The organism is Arthrobacter sp. TJ-254, from assembly GCF_058269175.1.
Genome location: NZ_JBZCNF010000004.1, coordinates 206,348 through 230,064, shown reverse-complemented (window position 1 = coordinate 230,064; position 23,717 = coordinate 206,348). Strand labels below are relative to the sequence as shown.

The window sequence follows — 23,717 nt, the reverse complement described above, 5'->3', positions numbered from 1 at the left end:
CGGCGGCCGGAGGTCCGGGAACATCCGCGGGAACGGCGATACAGCGAGTCACAATTTGGTATCGGTGTGTCACGCAGGTCACGTGCGACTTGTTGTGCGTTATGTAAGCGCTTACTCTCAAGGTTATCAATCTGGTGAGGCGGCGGCACGGTTGAGCTTCGCGGTTTCCTTGGAAACCTTGGAGAAACCGATGCGTGGCGCCGGACAAAGGAGTCTGTTTCATGCCAAATCTTCGTACAAAGCGCGCCCTGCTACCGGTCGCGGCGCTGAGCGTACTGACACTTGCTCTCTCCGCCTGCGGTTCAGGTGGATCGGACAATGCCGGGGGAGGGGAAAACGCGGACTGTGCCGCGTACGAAGCCTACGGACAGCATGAAGGCACCGAGGTCAGCGTCTACTCAACAATCGTCGACGTCGAAGCCGAGCTGCTTGAAAACTCCTGGGCCGACTTCGCCGAATGCACCGGCATCGAGGTCGCCTACGAAGGCTCCAAGGAGTTCGAGACCCAGATCGGCGTGCGCGCCAAGGCCGGCAACCCGCCGGACCTCGCGATCTTCCCCCAGCCTGGCCTGCTCGCCGACCAGGCACGCGCGGGCAACCTGAAGGAAGCCCCGCAGGAGGTCTCGGACCTCGTTGACGAGGGCTGGTCGGAGGACTGGAAGAAGTACGGCACGGTTGACGGCAAGTTCTACGCCGCGCCCATGCTCGCGAACGTCAAGGGCTACGTCTGGTACAAGCCGGCCACCTTCGAGGAGAAGGGCTGGGAAGTCCCCGAAACCTGGGACGACATGATGGCGCTGACCGAGAAGATCGCCAGCGAAGAAGCCGAGATGAAGCCGTGGTGCGCAGGCTTCGAATCCGGTGAAGCAACCGGCTGGCCCGGAACCGACTGGATCGAGGACGCCGTCCTCCGCGACCACGGCCCCGAGGTCTACGACCAGTGGGTCGCCCATGAAATCCCCTTCAACGATCCCAAGATCGTCGAATCCATCGACCGGGTCGGCGACATCCTCAAGGATGACAAGTTCGTCAACGGCGGCTTCGGAGATGTCCGCTCGATCCTCTCGACCCCGTTCGCCGAGGCCGGACAGCCCGTGCTCGACGGCGCATGCGCCATGCACCACCAGGCATCCTTCCAGGCCGCCAACTGGCCTGAAGGAACCAAGGTTGCCGAGGACGGAGACGTCTGGGCCTTCATGACCCCTCCGGTCAACGCCGAAGACGGAACGGCAATCACCGGCGGCGGCGAAATGATCGGCGCGTACGCCGACCGTCCCGAGGTTGTTGCGCTGCAGTCCTACCTGGCCAGCTCTGAGTTCGCCAACGCCCGCGTCGAGCAGGGCGGTGCGATCAGCGCGAACAAGGGCCTCGACCCGGCCGTCGCCACCTCGGAGCTCGACCGCAAGTCGATCGAACTCCTCCAGAACGAGGAAACGGTGTTCCGCTTTGACGCTTCAGACCTCATGCCCGGCGCTGTCGGCGCCAACTCCTTCTGGAGCGGGATCGTGAACTGGGTCAACGGATCCTCGACAAAGGAAATGGTCGACTCGGTCGAGAGCAGCTGGCCGAGCTCCTAGCAGCACCCGACGCCGCCGGCGGCTTACGTTTTCAGCCGCCGGCGGCGCCATGCGCTGCACCCTTTTTCCCAGGGGCAGCCGAACCTTAGACCCACCCCATTCTTCATCACGGACACCAAGGAGGCTGGCCTGTGGAAGATATAGCAGACAAAGGAATCCAGGTGGTGATGGCGCTGGCCATCTTCGCCGCCGTCATCGGGCTGATCATGCTCCTGGTGGACCGGGCGCCGAAATCGTCCCGGGACAAGTTCCAGATCGCCGGGTTCCTCGCGCCGGCACTGATCCTCCTGGGTGTCGGCCTCGTTTATCCGGCATTGCGCACCTCCTACCTGGCCTTCACCGACCGGAACGAGAAGTTCGTCGGCCTCGACAACTTCGTCTGGATGTTCACCCAGCCCGAAGCCCTGATCACCTTGCGCAACACGGTGATCTGGGTGGTCCTTGTCCCGCTGCTGGCCACCGCAATCGGCCTGGCTTACGCGGTATTCATCGACAAGGCACGCGGCGAGAAGGCGCTCAAGGCGCTCGTGTTCATGCCCATGGCCATCTCGTTCGTTGGCGCAGGCGTCATCTGGCGCTTCGTCTACGCCTACAAGGGGCCGGAACAGGACCAGATCGGCCTGTTCAACCAGATACTCGTGTGGCTTGGCCAGGAACCAAAGCAGTTCCTGCTCGACGCCCCCGAGAACACCTTCTTCCTCATCGCCGTCATGATCTGGATCCAGACCGGCTTCGCCATGGTGGTGCTCTCGGCCGCGATCAAGGGCATTCCCACGGAGATCGTCGAGGCGGCACGCCTCGACGGCGCCAGCCCCTGGCAGCAGTTCCGCAACGTCACAATTCCCACAATCCGCGGATCGCTCATCGTGGTTGTTACGACGATCACCATCGGCACGCTTAAGGTGTTCGATATCGTCCGCACCATGACCGCCGGCCAGTACGAGACTTCGGTCGTGGCCAACGAAATGTACACGCAGGCATTCCGTGCCGGCGAGCCGGGCCGCGGTGCGGCGCTTGCGCTGGTGCTGTTCCTCATGGTCCTTCCGGTGGTCGTCTACAACGCACGGCTGCTCCGCCAGCAAAAGGAGATCCGATGAGTGCCATCCCGGCCGAGAACACCCAAAAGGTCTTCCCCGAGCTTAAGGACATCGAACCGGGCGGCCGGCCTCCGATGCAGCGGCGGGTGAGGCAGCGCCTCACCTCGCGCGGCGCTACGGCGGCGGCGATCATCATCGCCGCCATCTGGACGGTCCCGACCTTCGGCCTGCTGATCTCCTCGTTCCGCCCCGAGGCGAATATTAAGGGCAACGGCTGGTGGAACGTCTTCACCGATTTCGAGTTCACCCTCGCCAACTACGAAGACGTCCTCAGCCCGGGCGGCAGCCAGTCTCCGAACCTGCTCTCCTACTTCGTCAACTCGCTGGCGATCGTGATCCCGGGAACCGTCTTCACCCTGGTGATCGGGTCGATGGCCGCCTACATGTTCGCCTGGGGCCGGTTCCGCGGCAAGGACAGCCTCTTCATCTTCGTTTTCGCACTCCAGATCGTCCCGCTCCAGATGGCGCTGATCCCCCTGCTCCAGCTGTTCACGCAGGTGCTGAAGATCGGTGATTTCCAGGTGCTTCCCAGCGGCACCTACGCCCAGCTTTGGGTGGCCCACACGATCTTCGGGCTGCCGCTTGCCATCTTCCTGCTCCACAACTTCATTGCCGAGATCCCGGGCGAGGTCATCGAAGCGGCGCGGGTCGACGGCGCAGGCCACAGCACGATCTTCTGGAGGATCATTCTTCCGCTTGCCACACCGGCGCTCGCCTCCTTCGGGATTTTCCAGTTCCTCTGGCTCTGGAACGACCTCCTGGTTGCCCTTGTCTTCTCGGGCGGCGGCGCAGACGTCGCACCGATCACCCAGCGGCTCGCCGAACTGCAGGGCTCGCGCGGCGGTGAATGGCAGAGGCTCACGGCCGGGGCGTTCGTATCCATCCTCGTCCCGCTCGCCGTATTCTTCGGCCTGCAGCGCTACTTCGTCCGTGGATTGCTGGCGGGCGGTCTCAAGGGCTGAGCCGTGACGAGCATAGACGACGTCGCGAAGTCGCTCGGGGTTTCCACCGCCACGGTGTCCCGGGCGCTGCGCGGGCTGCCCGGAGTTTCTCCGAGCACCCGCGCACGCGTCGAGGACGCCGCCGACGCCCTCGGCTACGTTCCCTCCTCTGCGGCGTCGGGCCTTGCCTCGGGGCGCACAATGGCCCTGGGCGTGCTGCTGCCGATGATCGAACGCTGGTACTTCTCGGCCGTCCTCGAGGGAGTGGACCGGCAGCTGCGCGCGGCCGGATACGACCTCGTTGTCTTCAGCCTCGGCGGCACCGGCATCAACCGGGAACGGGTATTCCACCGCTCCATCCTGCGCAAGCGCATCGACGCCCTCCTGGTGCTGTGCCTCGAGCTCACCGGCTCGGAGCGGGCCTCCCTCCAGGAGCTTGATTCACCGACAATCGTCGTTGGCGGAGCCGTTGAGGGTGTGCGGCACGTCAGCATCGACGACGCCGCCGCCGCAAGCGACGCCGTGGCCCACCTCATCGGGCTGGGCCACACCCGCATCGCGCACCTGCGCGGCGGCGGCTCCTTCGGCATCGAATTCGAGGTGCCCCGGATCAGGGAACAGGCCTACCTCTCCACGATGGCCGCCGCCGGGCTTCCGGTGCGGCAGGACTGGAGCGTCTTCGGGAACTTCCGCTTCAAGGAAGGGCGCGAGGCCGCGCTGCGGCTGCTTGCAGACCCGCGCGACCGGCCCACCGCCGTTTTCTGCTCCTCTGACGAAATGGCCTTTGGCGTGCTCAAGGCGGCATCGGAGCTGAACATCGACGTTCCGGGAGAGCTGTCAGTGATCGGCATTGACGACCACGAATTCTCCGACCCGATGGGCCTGACAACGATCCGGCAGAACCCGGAGGAGCAGGGTGCCTTCGCCGCGGCCCTCCTCCTTGCCGAACTCGGGGGCGCCGCCCCTTCGCGCAGGCCTTCGGTCCAGCCGCACCGGCTGGTGCTGCGCCGCTCCACCGGGCCCTTCCGGGCCTGATCCGGCCCGTGAGCGTGCCGCGCCGGTGACGGCTGATAGGTTGTTTTACCTGATCTGTTGAAAGTTCTTGGAGTGTCGATGCCGTTCCTTTTCCCGCGCCTGGCCCGCGCCGCCGCCTTGTTCCTCCACCGCGGCGCCGCCATGCCGGACCGCACGTAGGGCGGCAGGACATGGACCTCGACCGCCGAAAAGTGCTCATTGCATCCTCCCTCGGCTTCCTTGGGCTCTACGCAGCCGCGTGCGCTCCTGCTCCCTCCCCGCCGTCAACCTCCAAACCGGCACCCTCGCTTCCGCCGCCCTCGGCGTCCGCCGCTCCCACGGTGGCGGGGCCGCCGGACTGGGACGGGTTGACCTCGCGACTGTCGGGTGAGCTCGCGCTCCCCGGAAGCGGCTCCTACCCTACGGTCAAGCGCGTCCAGAACCCGCGGTTCGACTCGGCCGAACCGCTCGCCGTGGCGTCGGCGGCGTCGGCTGCCGATGTGGCCGAGGTAGTGAAATTCGCCGCCGCGGCAGGGGTTCCCCTTGCCCTTCGGGCGGGCGGACACAGCTACCCCGGCCACTCCTCGGGCGACATCCCCGCCGCGGGCACGGCACCGTCCGTGGTCCTTGACGTCCGCCGTCTTGCGGAGATCCGCCTCAACGCCGACTCCACGGTCACGATCGGGGCGGGCGCCTCCCTGATCGAGGTGTACGCGGCGGTCGGCCGCGCGGGCAGTGCGTTGGCGGCAGGATCGTGTCCCACCGTCGGAATCGCAGGCCTCACCCTGGGCGGAGGAGTTGGGGTCCTCACCCGCGCCTATGGACTCACGAGCGATGCGCTGAAGTCGGTGGAACTCGTCACCGCGAAGGGGGAGGTGGTCACCGCCGATGCCTCCGAGAACCCCGACCTGTTCTGGGCCTGCCGGGGAGGCGGCGGGCAGGTGGGGGTCGTCACTTCCCTGACCTTCGCCACCGTGCCGGCGCCGCGCATCAGCACCGTGTTCCTGCAGTGGGATTTCGCCGACGCCGAACGGGTGCTCCTTGCCTGGCAGGATTGGGCGCCTGCTGCCGATGCGCGGCTGTGGTCGACCCTGAAACTGCTCAGCGGCCAACGCCATGACGCGCCGGTGATCCAGCTGACGGTCACCTGGACCGGTCCCTCCGCGGAACTCGACGCGCAGCTGGCCGGACTCCACGGGGCCTCCGGGACGCTCCCGCTGGTGAACAGCGTGCAGCCGGACCGCGACTACCTTGAGGTCATGTTCGCCTATGCCGGCTGTGCCGGCCTGCCCGCCGAGCAGTGCACCACGGCCCCGGGTGGATCCCTGGCACGCGAGGCCTTCAGCGCCACCTCGCACGTGCCCTACGACCGCCTCAACGCCGCCGGAGTGGCCGAACTCGTCGCCCGGTGCGTGCGGGGCCACCAGCTTTCCGGAGCAATCGAAACCGCTGTCTCCCTCGACGCGCTCGGGGGCGCGGTGCGCGACCTCGACGCGGGCGCAACAGGCTTCGGGCACCGGAACGCGTACGCAACGGTTCAATACACCGCCACGTTCGACGCAGCCCTTGACCCGGCCCCGTTCGACGCGTTCGTCCGAGGGTCCCGGGCCGTTATGGTGCCCTTCTGGGGCGACGGAGCCTACGCGAACTACGCCGATGCCCAGCTCCGCAACGCCGATAACGCCTACTTCGCCGGCAACGCCCGCCGGCTGGCCCGCATCCGGGCGGCCGCCGACCCGGACGGGCTCTTCCGCGTTCCCGACGCCGGCTGACGGGACCGGCACGGCCGGGTGGTGGTGCCACAAGACCCATACAAATTACTAAGCAGGCTTGCTACCGGGTCGAATGTTTCATAGCGTGGGAACCCGACCGAAAGCCTCCAGCCCGGGTGCTGCGGCGGCTTCACCACCGAAAGGCACGCAATGATCTCGCAGGAACAGATGAAGGACCTGATCGACTCGCGGGGAAGCGTCGTCAGCGATGACGGCCACACCCTTGGGCCGATGGGACAGCTCTTCGTCGATGACAAGACCGGCCAGCCCACCTGGATCACGGTCACTACGGGCCGGGTGGGTAACCCCGAGACCTTCGTCCCACTCCAGGGCGCAGCCGTCGACGGCAAAAACGTGCGCGTTCCCTACACCCGGGAAGCGGTGCAGAGCTCCCCGGGCATGTCCCAGGACGGCCACCTCAGCCCCGAGGAGGAAAAGCACCTCCTGCGCCACTACCGGCTGATTCCCGGTGTTGACGGCGTCGGTTCAGACGCCCATCCCTCTGCCGAGCGTTCCCTTGCCGACCGCGCCTCGCGCCGTGAACTTGACGATGCGATGACGCGGTCCGAGGAGCAGCTGCGGGTCGGCACCGAAATCCGTCCGACGGAGCGGGTGCGCCTCATCAAGCGGGTCGTCACCGAAAACGTGACATTGACGGTCCCGGTCCGCAGGGAGGAACTCGTGATCGAGCGCATCCCAACAGCGGACGTTGTGGGCCAGGACGGAACCGGTGCCCGTGCGGGGTCCTACACCGACGTCGATCGTGACGAACTGTACGCCGCCGTCGGCTCGGCGTTCGACGGCAGTGAGGTCGAGATCGTCCTCCATGAAGAACGTGCAATAGTCCACACCGAGATCGTCGCCATCGAGCGGGTCCGCCTGAACAAGGAGATCATCACCCGGGACGAGACGGTCAGCGGCGAGGTGCGCAAGGAAGTTATCGAAGCCGAACGCAGCGACCTCACGCCAGGCTAGGCGGAGCTAGGACGCCCGCGCCAGCTGGCGGATGGGAATCCACCGGGACGCAAGGCGGCGGTAGGACGCAGCGGCTCCAGTCATGTCCGCCTCGGCGAGGCTTTCGATCCCGAGGCGGACGTCGGCGGGGGATTCGTCGGGAAACACGAGGTCGGCTACGGCTCCGTAGTCGATCTCGACAACCGCATCGCGGCGGAACACCTCGAGCCACTGGGCGATGTCGGTCAGCTCTTCGAGCAGGTCGAGTTCGGGTGCACCGACCGCGAGCTGGGCGATGGCCCGGCGGGCGCGGTCGATGCATTCGTTGACCCGCGCTGAAATCCGCACGGTGCTCACCCGTCCGTCATCTTCGACGACTTCGGTCAGGTCGTCCTCGTGGATCAGGACGAACCAGGCGAAGGGCACCCCCCAGGTCGCCGACCGGGTGTGGAGCTTGGCCACCGAATCGGCAAACGTATCGGGGTCGAGGCGCGCCTGCTGGGCCTCCCGCGCGGCCTCGGGCACAAGGACGTCCACCAGCGGACCCCGCAGGGTGGCGTCGAGGGATTCGGCGGCAAGGGTGGTGCGTACCGCGAGCTGGTTGGGGCAGTAGAAGGGCGAGGTGGCCCCTGACACTCCCGGGTAATGGACGACCCGCACCAGGTCCGGCTCGTGGTGGGGGAACGGGTCCGAGACCGTCCGCAGCACCCGGCGCAGCGCCTGCGCGTGGTCCAGCGCCTCGGTGACCCGCCGGCCACGCGAGCGCTGTTCGAGGATGGCGAGCTGCTGGGCGTCGTCGAACGCGTCGAGCGGCTCGTAGACCCGCAGGTACGAAACGTAGGGGAAAGGCCGGGCCATGCCGGTGGGCCGCCGTCTGTTCACTGTCCGCGGAGCTCCACGATGACGGGCGCATGGTCGGAGGCACCCTTGCCCTTGCGTTCCTCGCGGTCGATCGACGCGCCTTCGACCCGGGCCGCGAGCGCCGGGGAACCGAGCACGAAGTCGATCCGCATCCCTTCCTTCTTCGGGAAGCGCAGCTGGGTGTAGTCCCAGTAGGTGTAAACGCCCGGGCCGGGGGTGAACGGGCGGGCGACGTCGGTGAAGCCGGCGTCGAGGTAGGCCTGGAAGGCGGCCCGTTCGGGCGGGCTGACGTGGGTGTGCCCTCCGTTGACGAAGAAGTCGATGTCCCACACGTCGTCGTCCTGCGGCGCGATGTTCCAGTCACCCATCAGGGCGATCTGCGCCTCCGGCTCGGCGGTGATCCAGTCCTGTGCGTGCTGGCGGAGCACATCGAGCCACTGCAGCTTGTACGGCATGTGCGGGTCGTCGAGGGAGCGCCCGTTGGGCACGTAAAGGCTCCACACGCGTACGCCGTTGCAGGTCGCCCCGATCGCCCTTGCTTCCTGGACCGGTTCGATGCCCGGCTTGGCGAAACCCGGCTGGCCGGGGAAGGTGCGTTCGACGTCGTCAAGGCCGACGCGGGAGGCGATCGCCACACCGTTCCACTGGCTCAGGCCGAAGTGGGCAACCTCGTAGCCGGCGTTCTCGAACATTTCCCACGGAAAGTTCTCGTCCTTGCACTTGGTTTCCTGGATGGCCAGGACGTCAACGTCGGACCGGTTCAGCCAGGCCTCGACGCGGTCGGTGCGGGCACGGAGGGAGTTGACGTTCCAGGTGGCTATCTTCACGCGTCCTACGTTACCAACCGGGGAGTTTACCGCCGCCACCACGAGTCGAAAATCGTTACCGGGACAGTCCGCTTGTGGCGGGTGATCCAATAGCGGTGTTCAATTGCGGACGCTGCGGCATCGTCAACGGTCCGGCCCTCGAGGTAGTCGTCGATCTGGTCGTAAGTCAGCCCGAGTTCGTGCTCGTCGCTCTGGCCCGGTGCGTCGTCAAGCAGGTCCGCCGTCGGAACCTTGTTGTAGAGCTCCGGCCCGGCGCCCAGTTCCTGGAGCAGCGCGCGGTTCTGCCGCTTGTTCAGCCCGAACAGGGGCAGGATGTCGGCCCCGCCGTCACCGTACTTCGTGAAGAACCCCGTGACGGATTCGGCGCCGTGGTCGGTTCCCACGACAAGGAGGTTGTGCTGGCCGGCAAGTGCGTACTGAGCGGTCATGCGGGCGCGCGCCTTGATGTTGCCCTTGTTGAAGTCGGAGATCACCTCGCCGGTGGTCTTCACGTATTCGTCCTCGAAACCGTCAACAGCGGGGGCCACGTTGTACTCGCGGGTGGTGCGGGGCTGGATGAAGGCGAGGGCGGCCTGGGCGTCTTCCTCGTCCTTCTGCGTGTTGTACGGCAGCCGGACGGCAATGAAATCGGCGTCGGTGCCTTCGGAGCGCAGCTCGTCGACGGCGAGCTGCGCGAGCTTCCCGGCGAGGGTTGAGTCGAGGCCGCCGCTGATGCCCAGGACGAACCCGCGGGTTCCCGAGGCCAAGACGTAGTCCTTGAGGAATCCGACCCGGGCCCGGATTTCGGAAGCCGGTTCGATGGTGGGCCGCACGCCCAGTTCTTCGATGATTGTGGCCTGAAGTTCGCGCATCTGCTCAGGCTACTACGGCGGCGTTTCCCCCGTGTTACGGCGGTGCCCGGGGCCGGCCGCTCAGGCGCTGGCCGGACGGGGGCCCGACTTCCATGGGGCTTTCCCACCTCAGCCGGCCTGCCCCACCGGCCGGACGGGGGCCGCCGCCGGACTCGATAGACTCGTGATCATGACCGCCGACACCGCCGCCTCCTCGTCCGCAGACCGAGCCCGCCTCCTTGAACTGATCAAAGAACTGGCAGTGGTTCACGAGAAGGTCACGCTCTCCAGCGGAGTTGAGGCCGAGTACTACATCGACCTGCGCCGGATCACCCTGCACCACGAGGCATCCCAGCTGGTGGGGCGTGTGATGCTCGCACTGCTCGATGAAGCAGGTATCGAGTTCCAGAGCGCCGGCGGCCTGACAATGGGCGCCGACCCGGTCGGAACCGCCGTCATGCACGCGGCTGCCCGCCAGGGCCGAGCCGTCGACGCCTTCGTTGTCCGCAAGGCCGCCAAGAGCCACGGAATGGGCCGGCAGGTTGAGGGTCCCGACGTCGCAGGACGGAGCGTCGTGGTGCTCGAGGACACCTCGACCACTGGCGGATCCGCCCTTGCCGCCGTCGACGGCGTCCGCCGGGCCGGCGCCGAGGTGCGGGCGGTCGCCGTAATCGTCGACCGGGATACCGGTTCGAAGGAGCGCATCGAGGCCGAAGCCTCAGTTCCCTACCTCTACGCCTTTGGAAAGGACGAACTCGGGCTCGCCTGACCCGACGCAGCGCACGGGAAGCAGAGGGGCTGCAGGAGGGAGGGCAAGGTGACCGATGATCCACGGCTCCTGCTTGGCTATTCAACCGAGGTGAAGTCGTTCTCCCGCAGGGCGTTCCTGACCGGCTCGTCCCTGGCGCTGACCCTCGCGGCCGACCTCTACGTCACCCGGGCGATCCAGGAACAGCGCGAAAAACTGCGCATTCTCCCGCTTCAGGATGACCAGGCGGCTGCTCGGTTCCCGCACGACCGCTGGGTGCTGTTCCCCGGCTACAAGACGAGCTGGGAGGAGGGTCTGTGGATCCTCAACGCGCTTCGGCCCGCCCTGGCCCGGCGCGGCCAGCTGGCGGTGATGGGCTATTCCAACAGCGGCCTCGACGTCAGCAACATCGTGGCCGAGATGCACCGGTACGTGCGCAACTTCCAGGTGGAGAAGCTTTACTTCTACGGCCACAGCTTCGGGGGGATGGTTGCGGTCGAGGTTGCCGCACGGCTGAGGGCGCGTGACATCCCGGTGGAGCTGATCATCCTCGACTCAAGCCCGAGCACGAAGTTCGACGTCCTCGACCAGGAGATGTTCGAAGGCGTGGTGTTCCTCTACGAGGCCGGCTACAAGGTTCCCAGCGTGGTCCGCGGAGGCTATGAACTCGGCGAACGGATCGTCCACAAGGATGAACGCACCTGGCGACAGATCGCCGACCAGACCCTCGAGCAGCTCTCGCCGCTCGCCCCGAGCAGCGTGCTCATCCAGTCCCAGGCGTCCTACATCTACCACTTCGACCCGACCCGGTTCCAGAAGTCGCTCGGCGAGACCAAGCTGGCCTTCCTCGGCAATCCGGGGGACACCGTGGTGGACTATGCGGCGGCCCGGTCCGGCTGGGAGCGGCGGTTCCCCTCCAACATCGTTGTCTCGGACCTTGTCACCGAGGGTGCCCTTCCCGCCCACGCCAGTCCCCAGTGGAACCCGATCATCTACCAGCCGCTGGTGCATTCGGTTCAGAAACAGTTCCTTCCCGTGCCCCAGGGAGGTGCGGGAAAGGCGGCGTTCTAGCTCTGCACTGCGTGGAGCGCCTAGACCTGGCTGATCAGGTCGGCCACCGAGTTCACGATCTGCGCCGGGCGGAACGGGTAGGCGTCGATGTCGGCCGGCTGGGTGATCCCGCTGAGCACGAGGACCGTGTGAAGCCCTGCCTCCATGCCGGCGATGATGTCGGTGTCCATCCGGTCTCCGATCATCGCGGTGGTCTCGGAGTGGGCATCGATCTGGTTCATCGCGGAGCGGAACATCATTGGGTTCGGCTTGCCCACGATGTAGGGGTCCCGGTTGGTGGCTGCGGTGATCAGGGCGGCGATGGCGCCGGTGGCGGGCAGGGGGCCCTCCTTGGACGGGCCCGTGACGTCGGGATTCGTTGCGATGAAGCGCGCACCGTCGAGGATCAGCCGGATGGCCATGGTAATCGCCTCGAAGGAGTAGGTGCGGGTCTCGCCGAGGACGACATAGTCGGGGTTCGTGTCGGTGAGCACGAACCCCGCGTTGTGAAGGGCGGTGGTGAGTCCTGCCTCACCGATCACGTAGGCGCGTGCTCCGGGGAGCTGCCCCTTGAGGAATTCGGCGGTGGCGAGGGCGGAGGTCCACAGGTTCTCTTCGGGGATCTCTAGGCCCGAGGCCTTCAGCCGTGCCGCGAGGTCCCGCGGGGTGTAGATCGAGTTGTTCGTCAGCACCAGGAACCGTTTCGAGGTAGCGACCCAGCGCTCGATCAGCTCGGACGCACCGGGAATCGGGTGGTTCTCATGCACGAGCACGCCGTCCATGTCGGTCAACCAGCACTCGATGTGTTCGTTTTCGCGCATGAGCGTCCTTCATTACAGGGCCGGGAACAGGGGACAGTCTTTCACCTTAGGCTTGAGTCGTGAAGGACGCAGTGAACGAGCACACAGCAGGGCCGCACCAGGATCCGACCGGCGTGCCTCCCGGCGGGCCCGAGGCGGCACCGGTGGGCGTGGGGCCGTGGGAGGGTGAGTGGCCCGAGGGCCCCCAGTGGGACAAGGAACTGCTCGCCGGCGGCGACACCCGCAACGTCGTCGACGGTTACCGGTACTGGAACCACGACGCGATCGTCGCCGACCTGGACTTGCGCCGTCACAATTTCCACGTCGCAATCGAGAACTGGCAGCACGACCTCAATATCGGTTCGGTGGTTCGCACCGCCAACGCGTTCCTTGCCAAGGAAGTCCACATCATCGGCCGGCGCCGCTGGAACCGCCGAGGTGCGATGGTCACCGACCGCTACCAGCACGTCCGCCACCACCCGACGGTCAAGGACTTCGTGGACTGGGCGCAGGGCGAGGGGCTCAGCATCATCGGGATCGACAACTTCCCCGACTCGGTGCCGCTTGAAACCTACGACCTCCCCGAAAACTGCGTCCTCGTGTTCGGACAGGAGGGCCCGGGCCTCACGCCGGAGGTCCACGCTGCAGCAACGGCCACCTTGTCCATTGCGCAGTTCGGTTCAACCCGCTCCATCAACGCCTCAGCCGCCGCGGCCATCGCGATGCACGGCTGGCTCCGGCGGCACGTTTTCGACCAGCACGTCTGAGCGGTGCCCGCCCTGCCGCGCGGAGGGCATATCGCACCTGCGGGCGGCAGGGCGCATCGCTAGGATGGTAACGATCGCACGCGGTGGTTTCTGCGAGCAGGGCCCACGAACACATCTACAAGGAGTCGAACATGCCAATCGCCACACCTGAGATCTACGCCGAAATGATCGACCGCGCCAAGGCAGGCGGCTTCGCGTACCCGGCGGTGAACGTCACCTCCTCCCAGACCCTCAACGCCGCGATGCGCGGTTTCGCCGATGCCGGTTCCGACGGCATCGTGCAGGTCTCAACGGGAGGGGCGGCCTACTGGTCCGGCGCCAGCGTCAAGAACATGGTTGCCGGGGCGCGCGGCTTCGCGGCGTTCGCTCACGAGGTGGCACGGCAGTACGACGTCAACATCGCCCTGCACACCGACCACTGCCCCAAGGACAAGCTCGACGATTTCGTGCTGCCGCTCCTTGCGGCCTCCGAAGAAGCGGTGAAGAACGGCGGCAACCCGCTGTTCCAGTCGCACATGTGGGACGGTTCGGCCGAAACCCTTGAGGAGAACCTGCGCATCGCCCGGGAAATCCTGCCCCGCGCGGCCGCGGCGAAGATCATCCTCGAAGTGGAGATCGGAACCGTCGGCGGTGAAGAGGACGGCGTCGAAAACGCGATCAACGACAAGCTCTACACCACGGTCGAGGACGCGCTCGCGACCGTCGACGCACTTGGCTCAGGTGAAAACGGCAGGTACATCACGGCGCTCACCTTCGGCAACGTCCACGGCGTCTACAAGCCCGGCGGCGTCAAGCTCCGCCCGGAAATCCTCAATGATATCCAGCAGCAGGTGGGCCAGAAACTGGGCAAGGACAAGCCCTTCGACCTGGTGTTCCACGGCGGCTCCGGCTCGAGCGAGCAGGAAATCGCCGACGCCGTCTCCTACGGCGTCATCAAGATGAATATCGACACCGACACCCAGTACGCGTTCACCCGCGCTGTGGCCGATCACATGTTCCGCAACTACGACGGCGTGCTGAAGGTCGACGGCGAAGTCGGCAACAAGAAGGTCTACGACCCGCGCGTCTGGGGTGCCTCGGCCGAGGCCGGCCTTGGCGCCCGCGTCGTTGAGGCCGCAGCGTCACTGGGCTCCGCCGGGAAGAAGCTCTAGGGATGTCCGACGAATTCCGCAAGAACCTCCTCGGGCCGGAGCCGACCTACCTCCCTGAGGAACCCGACGTGACAGCCCGCCTCCAGGCCGGTGACGAGGCAGTCGACCTCGCCGCGAAGTACCCCACGTCCTCCCTCGTGTGGGCGGTCCTCGCCGACGAGGCGTACGCGGACGGGCGAACGATCGAGTCCTACGCTTACGCGCGCACCGGTTACCACCGCGGACTCGACGCGCTGCGACGCAACGGGTGGCGGGGAGCGGGTCCCGTGCCCTACTCGCACGAACCCAACCGGGGATTCCTGCGCTCCCTTTACGCGCTGGGCCGGGCGGCGGCGTCGATCGGCGAGATCGAGGAAGCCGAGCGCATCGCCGTCTTCCTCCGCGAGTCCGACCCCGAGGCGAGTGCGCAGCTCGGCGGCTGACAGCGGAGGTACCAGCAGCACTGGCGCCGGGAGGGCCGCAGCCGCGGCCTTCCCGGCGCTAAGCGGCCAGCGGGCCGTGCCCCGGCAGGAGGATCCGTGCAGGTCCGCCGGAGAGCCGTTCCAGGGAAGCTGCTGCGCGGTCCGGGTCCGAATGGAACATCTTCGGGAGCAGCTGGACGCCCGAGCGGCGCGACGTCGGGTGCCCGGTGACCAGGGCGTCGCCGGTGATCAGGACGTCGGCGTCGGGGAGTTCGTAGGCGTTGTGGCCCGGCGTGTGCCCGTGGGAAGGCACCGGAACCACGGTGTGCCCGCTGAGGAGCAGCGGCTGGTGGTCCGGAACCGGTTCAACCTGCGCAACAGCCACATCGTTCAGCCCTCCCGAGGCGACGGCGTGCCATGCCCAGGCCGCAACGCCATAGCCCAGCAGGCGGGGGTGCACCTCGCGGAACCCCACCTGGTGCAGCACCTCACGTCGGATGTTGGGGATCTCCTCCGGCGAGGCGAGGATCCTTGGTGAGAAGCGTTCGGAGAGGCCGGCGATCGAGCCGATATGGTCCGAGTGGCCGTGGGTGATCAACACCGCTTCAAGGCGCCTGTCTCCGGCCGTCTTCTTGAGTGACTCAAGCACCAGGCCGAGGTCCTGCGGGTAGCCGGCGTCAACAAGTGTTGCGGTCCCGGGGCCCACCAAGACCGTCCAGTTGGAGTACGGGCCCTCCACGAAGTGCACACCCGGAGCAGGTTCGGTCATCGAACGGATCGACCTCGGAGTTTTCATGACCTCGCTGCTTTCAATGTGGTGCCATCTTCTCGACGTGGATCAACAGGTGGTCAGCAGGGCCGCCCTCAAACATGGTCAACTCTAGGCTCCCGCCCGGGCGACTACTTGGATGGGCGATCGAGAAACGAGTATCAATTTCCCTTGTGACCCCGAAGCACCGCGGACCACAGTGGAGAGAGTCACCAAAGTGGTGAGTGAGCTTGTGGGAGCGGGTGTGTAGTGACGGGACACAATCAATTTTCAGGTCACCTTTTCACTGTCTCGGAGGTTGCCGAGATGATGCGGGTATCGAAGATGACGGTTTACCGTCTGGTGCAGTCCGGCGCTATGAGGGGGATTCGGTTCGGGCGCTCCTACCGCGTGCCCGAGGAGGCAGTTCAGGAATATCTGGACACCGTAAACCCGGAACGGCGCTCGGTCGGCTGAGCAAGCGCCGACTGTGACGACCCCGGCGGCGCTCAGGCGCCGGCCACGGTCGTCACAACGCTGACCAGCTGCGGAGCGGCGGGGGCGGAGCTGAAGCCGAAACGCACTGGCGGATGCAGCGGGGCGAGGGCGCCGAGGGTCGTGCCGTGCCACCGCGCGTCGGCGGCGGTGATGGTGCGGGCGCCGGTGACCCCGTAGTACTCGCGTCGCCCGTTTCCGGCCGAACCGGCGGTATGGACCCCCGGCACCAGGGCCGCGGCCATTGGGTCGATCAGCGCAAGCCAGCGCGGGCTTGTGGCGAGCCGCCGCGGAACCAGCCGAAGGGCCAGCCCGAGCGGGGTGGTGCGCCCGACCTCGGCGCGCAGGTGCAGCGGTCCTGCGTCAACGGCGATTCCGGCAGCGTCGAGGCGGCAATGGACTGCCGTGATCAGCACCTCGTCGAACATGTAGGTCGAACCCACGTAGTCGCCGACCTCAGGCGTGGGTGCGATCAGGGTCCGGTGGCCGCCGGCGTCCTCGACCATGACGTCGGTGAACGCGCCAAACGGCGATACCTCCCAGCTGCCCACCACGATGCGGGTGCCGGAGGTGGTGCCGATGCCTGCGATGCGGCCTTCAAAGCGGTCCATCGCTCAATTCTGCCCCAGCCGCACGTGCCGGACGGACGGGGCGGGCGCAATGGACGGCCCGGGTTTCGACGCCCAGCAGCGGCCTCGGCTAAACTCGGGGAGTAAGAGCCCCTGGCCCTGCCGGTATCCGGCGCGCACCATGGGGCGTTCTCATGACGGCAGCGACTGCGCACGTACCGAGGCGCGGAGCGCCGTCGCGATGGGGGAGGATCCCATGCCTGCAATTGTGATTGTCGGAGCCCAGTGGGGCGACGAAGGAAAAGGCAAAGCGACCGATCTGCTGGGCAGCCGTGTCGACTACGTCGTCAAGCCCAACGGCGGAAACAATGCCGGGCACACGGTGGTCGTGGGCGGCGAAAAGTACGAGCTGAAACTCCTTCCCGCCGGCATCCTCAGCCCCAATGCAATCCCGATCATCGGCAACGGCTGCGTGATCAACCTCGAAGCACTCTTCGCCGAGATTGACGGGCTCGAAGCACGCGGCGCCGACACCTCGAAGCTGAGGGTTTCGGCGAACGCTCACCTGGTGGCGCCCTACCACCAGGTGCTCGACAAGGTGACCGAGCGGTTCCTGGGCAAGCGGGCGATCGGAACCACGGGGCGCGGCATCGGGCCCGCCTACATGGACAAGGTGGCCCGGCTTGGCCTGCGCGTCCAGGACGTCTTCGACGAGTCGATCCTGCGCCAGAAGGTCGAGGGCTCCCTCAAGCAGAAAAACGAACTGCTTGTGAAGGTCTACAACCGTCGAAGCGTCGAAGTGGACGAAGTCGTCGCCTACTTCCTCTCCTACGCCGAGCGGCTGCGCCCCCTCGTCATCGATTCGACCTTCGTCCTCAATGAGGCGCTCGACGAGGGCAAGGTGGTCCTCATGGAGGGCGGCCAGGCCACCTTCCTCGACGTCGACCACGGAACCTACCCGTTCGTCACCTCGTCGAACCCGACGGCGGGCGGTGCCTCGGTGGGATCCGGAATCGGGCCCACCCGCATCACCCGTGCGGTGGGAATCATCAAGGCGTACACCACGCGCGTGGGCGCCGGTCCGTTCCCCACCGAGCTCTTCGATGACATGGGCCTCTACCTCCAGAAGACCGGCGGCGAGTTCGGCGTGAACACCGGGCGCCCCCGCCGCACCGGCTGGTACGACGCCGTCCTGGCCCGGCACGCAGCCCGCGTGAACGGGTTCACCGACTACTTCGTCACCAAGCTCGACGTCCTGACGGGCATCGAGCGGATCCCCGTCTGCGTGGCTTACGACGTTGACGGAGAGCGCCACGACGAAATGCCGATGACCCAGACCGAGTTCCACCATGCCAAGCCGATCTTCGAGTATTTCGAGGGCTGGACCGAGGACATCACCGGCGCGCGCACGATCGACGATCTCCCCGAGAACGCGCAGACCTACGTGCGGGCGCTCGAGAAGATGTCGGGCACCCGCTTCTCCGCGATTGGAGTGGGCCCCGACCGCGACCAGACGATCGTGGTCAACGACCTCATCACCGGCTGAGTCGGCTCGGATGCAGCGCCCGGCACCGGCGGCCTACCAGCCCCGGGTGCCGGGCGCTCCCTTGAACGGGCCGGTGATCCTGCGCGTGATCCAGCCGCCGTAGAATCCTCCGGCCTGCGCGGTGACCGGCTCGCCGTTCACGGTGCAGCTGTCCATTGCCGCCGGGTAGACCGCCACGCGTCCCTCGAGTTCCTCGTAGCCGGCAGCCGGACGAGGGTAGGTCCAGGCCGCCTTCGCGGCGCGCCGCCCGCCTCCGATGACGTCGAAGTAGCCCGCGGTGCCCTTGAATTCACAGAACGAGGTACCTCCCACCGGCTCGAGGGCCCCGGGCACGAAGTCCGCCAAGGGCAGGTAGTAGACGGGAGGGTGGCTCGTCTCGAGCACCCGGACCGCGGCCGTCGTCCGAAGGATCACTTCCCCGCCGAGCCTCACGATGATTTCCTCAGTGCTTTTCTCAACCCGCGGCGGCCGCGGGTAGTCCCAGACGGATTCCTGCCCGGGGCCCGGCGTTTCCTTCGAGTTCCTCATGGCCCAACGCTAGCCTTTAGCAACCCTGCGCGCAGTCTGTAGGCTTGGGTGAGGAGCAGCTACTCGGAGGCGGGGTTCATGAAAGTCAGCGTGGGGCAGTTCCGGCCGGGCGGCGACGCCCAGGCGAACCTTGGGGTGATGCGCGGGCTCGCGGAGCAGGCCAAGAGCGAGGGGTCCTCGCTGATCGTGTTCCCCGAGGAGTCGATGTTCTCCATCGGCAAGGTCGAGGGTCCAGTGCGCGACGCTGTCGAGGCGAACTGGAGCTCCTTCGTCCAGAAGCTTTCATTCCTCGCGGCCGAACTGGGTCTGGCGGTGGTGGCCGGCGGGTACGAACCCAGCGGCGAGGACCGCCCGTTCAACACCCTCGTCCTGATCGATGAAACGGGCAGGATCGCCGACACCTACCGCAAGCTCCACCTCTACGATGCGTTCAGCTACAAGGAGTCGACGCGGATCAAGCCCGGCGACGGCGGCATCGCCGTCGTGCCCGTCGGCGGGATGACCGTGGGGCTGATGACCTGTTACGACATCCGCTTTCCCGAGCAGGCGCGTGCGCTCGTCGACGCCGGCGCCGACCTCCTGTGCGTTCCCGCCGCGTGGTTCAAGGGAGACCACAAGGTTGAGCACTGGGAGGCGCTGCTCAAGGCGCGCGCCATCGAGAACACTGTGTGGATCGCGGCGGCGGGAACCTCGAGCGGGCACACGATCGGCCACTCGGCAATCCTTGACCCGATGGGCATTCCCCACGTCTACCTCGACGACGAAGAGCGTGCCGTTGTCACAACGGAGGTCACCCGGCGGCGCGTGGACGACGTCCGGGAGTTCCTGCCGGTGCTCAAGAACCGCCGTTTCGCTCACAACGCCGAAATCGTCGACGCGCAATAGCCCGCTCAGCCTGCCGATCGGGCGGCGTCGGCGAAGACCGTGCGGTCCAGGAAGTCGTTGCGGAACTTGCCGTGCGGATCCCAGGCCTCGGCGAGCGTGCGGAAATCGGCAAGCCGCGGGTACAGCCGATCGAGGTCCCCGGCATGGGGGCCGAACAGCTTGCCCCAGTGGGGCCGCGCCCCGAACCGGGCGAGGCTTGCCTCAAGCTCCGGCAGCAGAGCCTCCACCTCCGCCTGGAGGGGTTTCCAGGTGAAGTGGATCCCGATGCCCGCCCGGCCGTAGTTGCTGCTCAGCCACAGGTCGTCGGCGGCCATGGTGCGGATCTCCGAAACCTGGAGCAGCGGCGCAATCCGGTGTGAAAGCGCGCGGACGGCCTCGATCGCACCGGCAGCGTGTTCGGTGCCGACCAGATACTCGGACTGCAGCTCCTCACCGCTGCTTGGGGTGAAGGCGAGCCGAAAATGGGCAAGGCGGTCGGACCAGGGCCCGGGCACGCCGCCCTGTTCGGTGCAGTTCACCGGAGACATCCCCGGAACCGGGTGCAGCGGCCCGGCGGCAGGGACTCCGCCGTGGAAGTCCTTGGGTGCCGGACCCGCATCTTCGGTCCGGGTCTTCAGCCAGGCCTGGGCAATCGTCTCCGACCGCCAGTCGGTGAAGAGGCTCACACTGTAGGCGCTCCCGGTGACCTCGGCCAGGTTGGAAAGGACGTGTGCCCAGGGCAGGCCGGTGTAGACATCCTGGCGGACGCTGAAGCTCGGTTCGATGTCGAGGGTGATGCGGGTCATCACGCCAAGCGCCCCGAGGTTCACCACCATGCCGTTGAAGTCCGGCTCACCGCGCCGGACCGTCACGAGGTCGCCGGAGGCGGTGACCAGTTCGATGGCGGCCACGGCCGTTGCGAGGTTTCCGTTGCCGTTGCCTGAGCCGTGGGTGGCGGTGGCCACCGCTCCGGCAACGGAGATGTGGGGCAGGGACGCAAGGTTGTGCAGCGCGTAGCCCGAGCGCTGGAGCTCCGCCGCGAGCTCGCCGTACCGCGTACCCGCGCCCACAGTGACCGTCCGCCGTCCGGGATCCACCTCGGTCTCAACGGCCAGGTCCTCAAGGCAGACGAGCGTGCCGGAGGTGTCGGCAATGTCGTTGAAGGAGTGCCGGCTGCCCAGCGCCCGTACCGACGAAGCGCCTGCGACAACTGCCTGAAGGGCTGCAATGCTCTCGGGGCGCTCGATGCAGGCCTGCCGATAGGTGAGGTTCCCAGCCCAGTTGCGCTCGGTCTCTGATTCTTGGGTAATCACATGCCGTCCTTGCTGATCGCGCGTCGCCGCCAGGGCGAGTCCCTGGGGTTGAGGGCCTCGGCTTTCGCGGCGGCCCGTCCAGAGGGACCACTCTAGGGTCATTTGCCGGTTCCTACAACGTTATAGAATTCGGACTAATCATCCGCCGGCATCAGGCCGGCCGCCTCAAAGGAGTCCGAATGGCGGCAACAATCCGCGATGTTGCACAGGCCGCAGGCGTCTCGATCAAGACCGTCTCGAACGTCATGAACGACTATCCCCACATCCGTCCCGACACAAAGCAGCGCGTCCTCGATGCCGTGGAACTGTTGAATTACAGCCCCAACCAGTCGGCCCGCAGCCTTCGCTCGGGCAAGACCGGCGTCCTCGGCCTCGCCGTGCCTGAGCTCTCCCTCTCCTACTTCGCCGAGCTCGCGGACTCCGTCATCCAGGCCGCGGAAGCCCGGGGGCTCAAGGTGCTGATCGAGCAAACGGGAGGCGACCGTGATCGTGAGCTCGAACTCCTGGCGAGCCCGAGGCTGCAGCTGACCGACGGGCTTCTTTTCAGTCCGCTGGGGATGTCGAATGAGGACGCCGGAAGCCTTTCCGTCGGGTTCCCGCTTGTACTGCTGGGGGAGCGCATCTTCGGAGGGCCGACCGACCACGTCACAATGCGCAACATTGAGGCGGCTTCCGCGGCCACGGCGCACCTGATCTCCAAGGGCAGGCGGCGGATCGCCGTCGTGGGCGCGCACGAGGGCGAGGTGATCGGTTCGGCGGGACTGCGGCTGCAGGGTTACCGCAATGCGCTCGAGGAGGCAGGGGTGGACTATGACCCGGCCCTGATCGCCCACACGACGCTGTGGCACCGGGCAAACGGTGCCACAGCCATGCGTGAACTGCTCGCCACAGGGGTGGACTTCGACGCGGTTTTCGGCCTCAATGACACGCTGGCGCTGGGGGCGATGCGTGTGCTTCAGGAAAGCGGACGCCGCATTCCCGAGGATGTTGCGGTCATCGGGTTCGACGATCTCGATGAAGCCCAGTATTCGCTGCCCACCCTTTCCACGATCGACCCTGGCAGGGCTGAAATCGCCGACACCGCGGTGAAGGTCCTCATCGAGAGGATCGCCGACCCGCGCGGCGGCACCGCGCCGCGGGAGATCCAGGCCCAGTTCCGTGTGGTGGAGAGGGAATCCACGGGATCCTGACTCCCGGGACGCGGCGGAATCAATTGTGGAGTACCTCTTGACAGCGGTGACACTTCCTCGGCATGCTTCTTCTACATCGTTTACCTATAACGATGTAAATCGGAGCCGACAGCTGGTTCCCCGCCGAAAACGGCGGGAGGGCACAGGTGGAAATGGGCCGAATCAAGGGAGATTCGAACGGGCGCTGGAATCCAGCTGCTTCCCGGGCTAATCCTCCTCCCCGCAGCATCCTGGCTCCTCGCGTTCGACGAGGCCACGGTGGCTGAGAACCGCGAGAGGAAGCACACGACATGAAAGCCTCAATCCTTTCAGCGGCCGGCATTGCCGCCGCCGCTGCACTTGCACTGACCGGATGCTCATCAGGTGGCGGAGATTCCGCAGCCAAGGCGTCCTGCACCAACACCATCGTCAACAAAGAGGCTCCGCAGGTGACTGTCTGGGCCTGGTACCCGGCCTTCGAGCAGATCGTGGATTCCTTCAACGAGAGCAACGACGACGTCCAGGTGTGCTGGACCAACGCCGGCCAGGGAAACGACGAATACACCAAATTCTCAACGTCCATCGAATCGGGGTCCGGGGCGCCGGATGTCATCATGCTCGAATCCGAGGTGCTCTCGAGCTTCTCCATTCGGGATGCCCTAGTCGACCTTTCGGAGTACGGCGCGGACGAGGTCAAGGGCAACTACACCGAGGGTGCGTGGAAGGACGTCTCGAGCGGGGACGCTGTGTACGCGATCCCCGTCGACGGCGGCCCTATGGGCATGATCTACCGCCAGGACCTCTTTGAGAAGTACGGCATCGCCGTTCCGAAAACCTGGGACGAATTCGCCGTCGCCGCCCAGCAGCTGAAGGACGCCGGCGGCGAGGGCGTCCTGACGAACTTCCCGACGAACGGCCGGGCCTTCAGCCAGGCACTGTTCGCCCAGAACGGGTCGGTGCCCTTCGAGTACGACTCGGCAAAACCCACCGAAATCGGGATCAACGTCAACGACGAAGGCTCCAAGGAGGTCCTTGAGTACTGGGACGGCCTCGCGAAGAAGGGCCTCGTCACCACCGATGACGCCTTCACAGCCGACTACAACACCAGCCTCGTCGACGGCACCTACGCCGTGTACCTGGCGGCTGCCTGGGGCCCGGGCTACCTGCAGGGCCTCTCCGATGCCGACAAGGACGCCATCTGGCGTGCGGCACCGCTGCCGCAGTGGGATGCCTCGAACCCGGTCCAGGTCAACTGGGGCGGATCGACCTTCGCCGTGACGAGCCAGGCGAAGGACAAGGAGCTTTCGGCGAAGGTCGCCAAGGAAATCCTTGGAACGGACGAGGCGTGGAAGATCGGCGTCGAGGAAAGCGCGCTGTTCCCCTCCTACACCCCGGTCCTCGAATCGGAGGGGTTCGCCCAGACCGAATACCCCTTCTTCGGCGGACAAAAGGTCAACGAGGACGTCTTCCTTGAGGCTGCGGCCGGCTACGAAGGCGCAACGTTCAGCCCGTTCCAGAACTACGCCTATGACCAGCTGACCGAACAGCTCTACTCGATGGTGCAGGGCGAGAAGGACGGCAGCAAGGCGCTTGACGACCTCCAGGCAAGCCTCGAGCAGTACGCCAAGGAACAGGGCTTCACCCTCAAGTAGCAGGACCGGCGTCCTGCCGCCGCTCGCTCCGGCGGCAGGACGC

The 23,717-nt window shown here is 66.4% G+C and carries 24 protein-coding genes; 16 read left to right on the top strand and 8 right to left on the bottom strand.

The genetic code is table 11. The features are described 5' to 3' along the window. The first annotated feature begins 221 nt into the window (after nt 1–221). The 6 genes from AC4D14_RS12550 to AC4D14_RS12525 all read left to right on the top strand — a co-directional run bounded on the left by AC4D14_RS12550 (nt 222) and on the right by AC4D14_RS12525 (nt 7,376). The gene (locus tag AC4D14_RS12550; protein WP_490902768.1) at nt 222–1,577 is read left to right on the top strand and encodes an ABC transporter substrate-binding protein; all 1,356 of its coding nucleotides are present in this window, start codon (nt 222–224) and stop codon (nt 1,575–1,577) included. 167 nt (nt 1,578–1,744) lie between these two features. Then, nucleotides 1,745–2,674, top strand: coding sequence for a carbohydrate ABC transporter permease (locus tag AC4D14_RS12545; protein ID WP_490903307.1), 930 nt, complete (start codon nt 1,745–1,747; stop codon nt 2,672–2,674). Between the two features lie 74 nt (nt 2,675–2,748). Next, a complete protein-coding gene (locus AC4D14_RS12540) occupies nt 2,749–3,636 on the top strand; it encodes a carbohydrate ABC transporter permease (protein WP_490903306.1) in 888 nt (295 codons plus the stop codon). A gap of 3 nt (nt 3,637–3,639) precedes the next feature. Next, nucleotides 3,640–4,650, top strand: coding sequence for a LacI family DNA-binding transcriptional regulator (locus AC4D14_RS12535; protein ID WP_490902765.1), 1,011 nt, complete (start codon nt 3,640–3,642; stop codon nt 4,648–4,650). A gap of 170 nt (nt 4,651–4,820) precedes the next feature. Continuing rightward, the gene (locus AC4D14_RS12530; protein ID WP_490902764.1) at nt 4,821–6,401 is read left to right on the top strand and encodes an FAD-binding oxidoreductase; all 1,581 of its coding nucleotides are present in this window, start codon (nt 4,821–4,823) and stop codon (nt 6,399–6,401) included. A gap of 150 nt (nt 6,402–6,551) precedes the next feature. After that, nucleotides 6,552–7,376, top strand: a complete 825-nt coding sequence (locus AC4D14_RS12525; protein WP_490902763.1) for a YsnF/AvaK domain-containing protein — start codon at nt 6,552–6,554, stop codon at nt 7,374–7,376. A gap of 6 nt (nt 7,377–7,382) precedes the next feature. Here AC4D14_RS12525 and AC4D14_RS12520 read toward each other — a convergent pair whose 3' ends face one another. From AC4D14_RS12520 to nadE, 3 genes are read right to left on the bottom strand one after another with little or no spacing between them, the layout of a single operon-like run. Further along, nucleotides 7,383–8,237, bottom strand: coding sequence for a DUF8083 family protein (locus tag AC4D14_RS12520; RefSeq protein WP_490902761.1), 855 nt, complete (start codon nt 8,235–8,237; stop codon nt 7,383–7,385). After that, the gene (locus AC4D14_RS12515; RefSeq protein WP_490902760.1) at nt 8,234–9,043 is read right to left on the bottom strand and encodes an exodeoxyribonuclease III; all 810 of its coding nucleotides are present in this window, start codon (nt 9,041–9,043) and stop codon (nt 8,234–8,236) included. The genes AC4D14_RS12520 and AC4D14_RS12515 overlap by 4 nt, the downstream gene beginning before the upstream one ends. Before the next feature lie 26 nt (nt 9,044–9,069). After that, on the bottom strand, nt 9,070–9,894 hold the full coding sequence (nadE, locus tag AC4D14_RS12510) for an NAD(+) synthase (protein WP_490902759.1): 825 nt from the start codon (nt 9,892–9,894) through the stop codon (nt 9,070–9,072). 169 nt (nt 9,895–10,063) lie between these two features. Here nadE and pyrE point away from each other — a divergent pair, with 169 nt between their 5' ends. Continuing rightward, the gene (gene pyrE / locus AC4D14_RS12505) at nt 10,064–10,642 is read left to right on the top strand and encodes an orotate phosphoribosyltransferase (RefSeq protein ID WP_490902756.1); all 579 of its coding nucleotides are present in this window, start codon (nt 10,064–10,066) and stop codon (nt 10,640–10,642) included. Between the two features lie 48 nt (nt 10,643–10,690). After that, nucleotides 10,691–11,692: a thioesterase domain-containing protein gene (locus tag AC4D14_RS12500; RefSeq protein WP_490902753.1), complete on the top strand. Its 1,002-nt coding sequence runs from the start codon at nt 10,691–10,693 to the stop codon at nt 11,690–11,692. A 20-nt stretch (nt 11,693–11,712) separates the two neighbouring features. Here the strand turns inward: AC4D14_RS12500 and AC4D14_RS12495 are convergent, their stop codons facing one another. After that, the gene (locus AC4D14_RS12495; RefSeq protein WP_490902750.1) at nt 11,713–12,492 is read right to left on the bottom strand and encodes an HAD-IIA family hydrolase; all 780 of its coding nucleotides are present in this window, start codon (nt 12,490–12,492) and stop codon (nt 11,713–11,715) included. Between the two features lie 113 nt (nt 12,493–12,605). Between AC4D14_RS12495 and AC4D14_RS12490 the strand changes: the two genes are divergently transcribed. The 3 genes from AC4D14_RS12490 (at nt 12,606) to AC4D14_RS12480 (ending at nt 14,811) form a co-directional block, all read left to right on the top strand. Further along, entirely contained in the window at nt 12,606–13,238 is a 633-nt protein-coding gene (locus tag AC4D14_RS12490; RefSeq protein WP_490903305.1) for a TrmH family RNA methyltransferase, read from the top strand. Between the two features lie 131 nt (nt 13,239–13,369). Next, complete coding sequence (gene fbaA / locus AC4D14_RS12485; RefSeq protein WP_490902747.1) at nt 13,370–14,389, top strand: class II fructose-bisphosphate aldolase; 1,020 nt, start codon at nt 13,370–13,372, stop codon at nt 14,387–14,389. Nucleotides 14,390–14,391: 2 nt separating this feature from the next. Further along, a complete protein-coding gene (locus tag AC4D14_RS12480) occupies nt 14,392–14,811 on the top strand; it encodes a DUF3151 domain-containing protein (RefSeq protein WP_490902745.1) in 420 nt (139 codons plus the stop codon). A 58-nt stretch (nt 14,812–14,869) separates the two neighbouring features. Here AC4D14_RS12480 and AC4D14_RS12475 read toward each other — a convergent pair whose 3' ends face one another. Further along, nucleotides 14,870–15,586 (bottom strand): MBL fold metallo-hydrolase, encoded by a 717-nt coding sequence (locus AC4D14_RS12475; RefSeq protein ID WP_490902743.1) that lies wholly within the window; start codon nt 15,584–15,586, stop codon nt 14,870–14,872. 222 nt (nt 15,587–15,808) lie between these two features. On the opposite strand from AC4D14_RS12475, the gene AC4D14_RS12470 reads away from it, so the two are divergent. Continuing rightward, nucleotides 15,809–16,015, top strand: a complete 207-nt coding sequence (locus tag AC4D14_RS12470) for a helix-turn-helix domain-containing protein (protein WP_490902741.1) — start codon at nt 15,809–15,811, stop codon at nt 16,013–16,015. Nucleotides 16,016–16,047: 32 nt separating this feature from the next. Here AC4D14_RS12470 and AC4D14_RS12465 read toward each other — a convergent pair whose 3' ends face one another. After that, nucleotides 16,048–16,644: a hypothetical protein gene (locus AC4D14_RS12465; protein ID WP_490902739.1), complete on the bottom strand. Its 597-nt coding sequence runs from the start codon at nt 16,642–16,644 to the stop codon at nt 16,048–16,050. Nucleotides 16,645–16,858: 214 nt separating this feature from the next. Between AC4D14_RS12465 and AC4D14_RS12460 the strand changes: the two genes are divergently transcribed. Beyond that, nucleotides 16,859–18,148: an adenylosuccinate synthase gene (locus AC4D14_RS12460; protein ID WP_490902738.1), complete on the top strand. Its 1,290-nt coding sequence runs from the start codon at nt 16,859–16,861 to the stop codon at nt 18,146–18,148. Nucleotides 18,149–18,181: 33 nt separating this feature from the next. On the opposite strand, the gene AC4D14_RS12455 is transcribed toward AC4D14_RS12460, so the two are convergent. Beyond that, nucleotides 18,182–18,676 (bottom strand): DUF427 domain-containing protein, encoded by a 495-nt coding sequence (locus tag AC4D14_RS12455; RefSeq protein WP_490902737.1) that lies wholly within the window; start codon nt 18,674–18,676, stop codon nt 18,182–18,184. Between the two features lie 78 nt (nt 18,677–18,754). Between AC4D14_RS12455 and AC4D14_RS12450 the strand changes: the two genes are divergently transcribed. Further along, nucleotides 18,755–19,561, top strand: coding sequence for a carbon-nitrogen hydrolase family protein (locus tag AC4D14_RS12450; protein ID WP_490902734.1), 807 nt, complete (start codon nt 18,755–18,757; stop codon nt 19,559–19,561). Between the two features lie 5 nt (nt 19,562–19,566). On the opposite strand, the gene AC4D14_RS12445 is transcribed toward AC4D14_RS12450, so the two are convergent. Further along, nucleotides 19,567–20,850: an FAD-binding protein gene (locus AC4D14_RS12445; RefSeq protein WP_490903304.1), complete on the bottom strand. Its 1,284-nt coding sequence runs from the start codon at nt 20,848–20,850 to the stop codon at nt 19,567–19,569. Between the two features lie 182 nt (nt 20,851–21,032). Here AC4D14_RS12445 and AC4D14_RS12440 point away from each other — a divergent pair, with 182 nt between their 5' ends. Next, the gene (locus AC4D14_RS12440; RefSeq protein WP_490902733.1) at nt 21,033–22,043 is read left to right on the top strand and encodes a LacI family DNA-binding transcriptional regulator; all 1,011 of its coding nucleotides are present in this window, start codon (nt 21,033–21,035) and stop codon (nt 22,041–22,043) included. Between the two features lie 290 nt (nt 22,044–22,333). Next, entirely contained in the window at nt 22,334–23,674 is a 1,341-nt protein-coding gene (locus AC4D14_RS12435) for an ABC transporter substrate-binding protein (protein WP_490902732.1), read from the top strand. The last annotated feature ends 43 nt before the right edge of the window (nt 23,675–23,717 follow it).

Bases quoted from the DNA above. Each gene is read 5' to 3' on its own strand.
- AC4D14_RS12550 (WP_490902768.1), top strand. From the start codon at position 222: ATGCCAAATCTTCGTACAAAGCGCGCCCTGCTACCGGTCGCGGCGCTG.
- AC4D14_RS12545 (WP_490903307.1), top strand. From the start codon at position 1,745: ATGGCGCTGGCCATCTTCGCCGCCGTCATCGGGCTGATCATGCTCCTG.
- AC4D14_RS12540 (WP_490903306.1), top strand. From the start codon at position 2,749: ATGCAGCGGCGGGTGAGGCAGCGCCTCACCTCGCGCGGCGCTACGGCG.
- AC4D14_RS12530 (WP_490902764.1), top strand. From the start codon at position 4,821: ATGGACCTCGACCGCCGAAAAGTGCTCATTGCATCCTCCCTCGGCTTC.
- AC4D14_RS12525 (WP_490902763.1), top strand. From the start codon at position 6,552: ATGATCTCGCAGGAACAGATGAAGGACCTGATCGACTCGCGGGGAAGC.
- nadE (WP_490902759.1), bottom strand. From the start codon at position 9,894: ATGCGCGAACTTCAGGCCACAATCATCGAAGAACTGGGCGTGCGGCCC.
- pyrE (WP_490902756.1), top strand. From the start codon at position 10,064: ATGACCGCCGACACCGCCGCCTCCTCGTCCGCAGACCGAGCCCGCCTC.
- AC4D14_RS12495 (WP_490902750.1), bottom strand. From the start codon at position 12,492: ATGCGCGAAAACGAACACATCGAGTGCTGGTTGACCGACATGGACGGC.
- fbaA (WP_490902747.1), top strand. From the start codon at position 13,370: ATGCCAATCGCCACACCTGAGATCTACGCCGAAATGATCGACCGCGCC.
- AC4D14_RS12480 (WP_490902745.1), top strand. From the start codon at position 14,392: ATGTCCGACGAATTCCGCAAGAACCTCCTCGGGCCGGAGCCGACCTAC.
- AC4D14_RS12475 (WP_490902743.1), bottom strand. From the start codon at position 15,586: ATGAAAACTCCGAGGTCGATCCGTTCGATGACCGAACCTGCTCCGGGT.
- AC4D14_RS12465 (WP_490902739.1), bottom strand. From the start codon at position 16,644: ATGGACCGCTTTGAAGGCCGCATCGCAGGCATCGGCACCACCTCCGGC.
- AC4D14_RS12460 (WP_490902738.1), top strand. From the start codon at position 16,859: ATGCCTGCAATTGTGATTGTCGGAGCCCAGTGGGGCGACGAAGGAAAA.
- AC4D14_RS12455 (WP_490902737.1), bottom strand. From the start codon at position 18,676: ATGAGGAACTCGAAGGAAACGCCGGGCCCCGGGCAGGAATCCGTCTGG.
- AC4D14_RS12450 (WP_490902734.1), top strand. From the start codon at position 18,755: ATGAAAGTCAGCGTGGGGCAGTTCCGGCCGGGCGGCGACGCCCAGGCG.
- AC4D14_RS12440 (WP_490902733.1), top strand. From the start codon at position 21,033: ATGGCGGCAACAATCCGCGATGTTGCACAGGCCGCAGGCGTCTCGATC.
- AC4D14_RS12435 (WP_490902732.1), top strand. From the start codon at position 22,334: ATGAAAGCCTCAATCCTTTCAGCGGCCGGCATTGCCGCCGCCGCTGCA.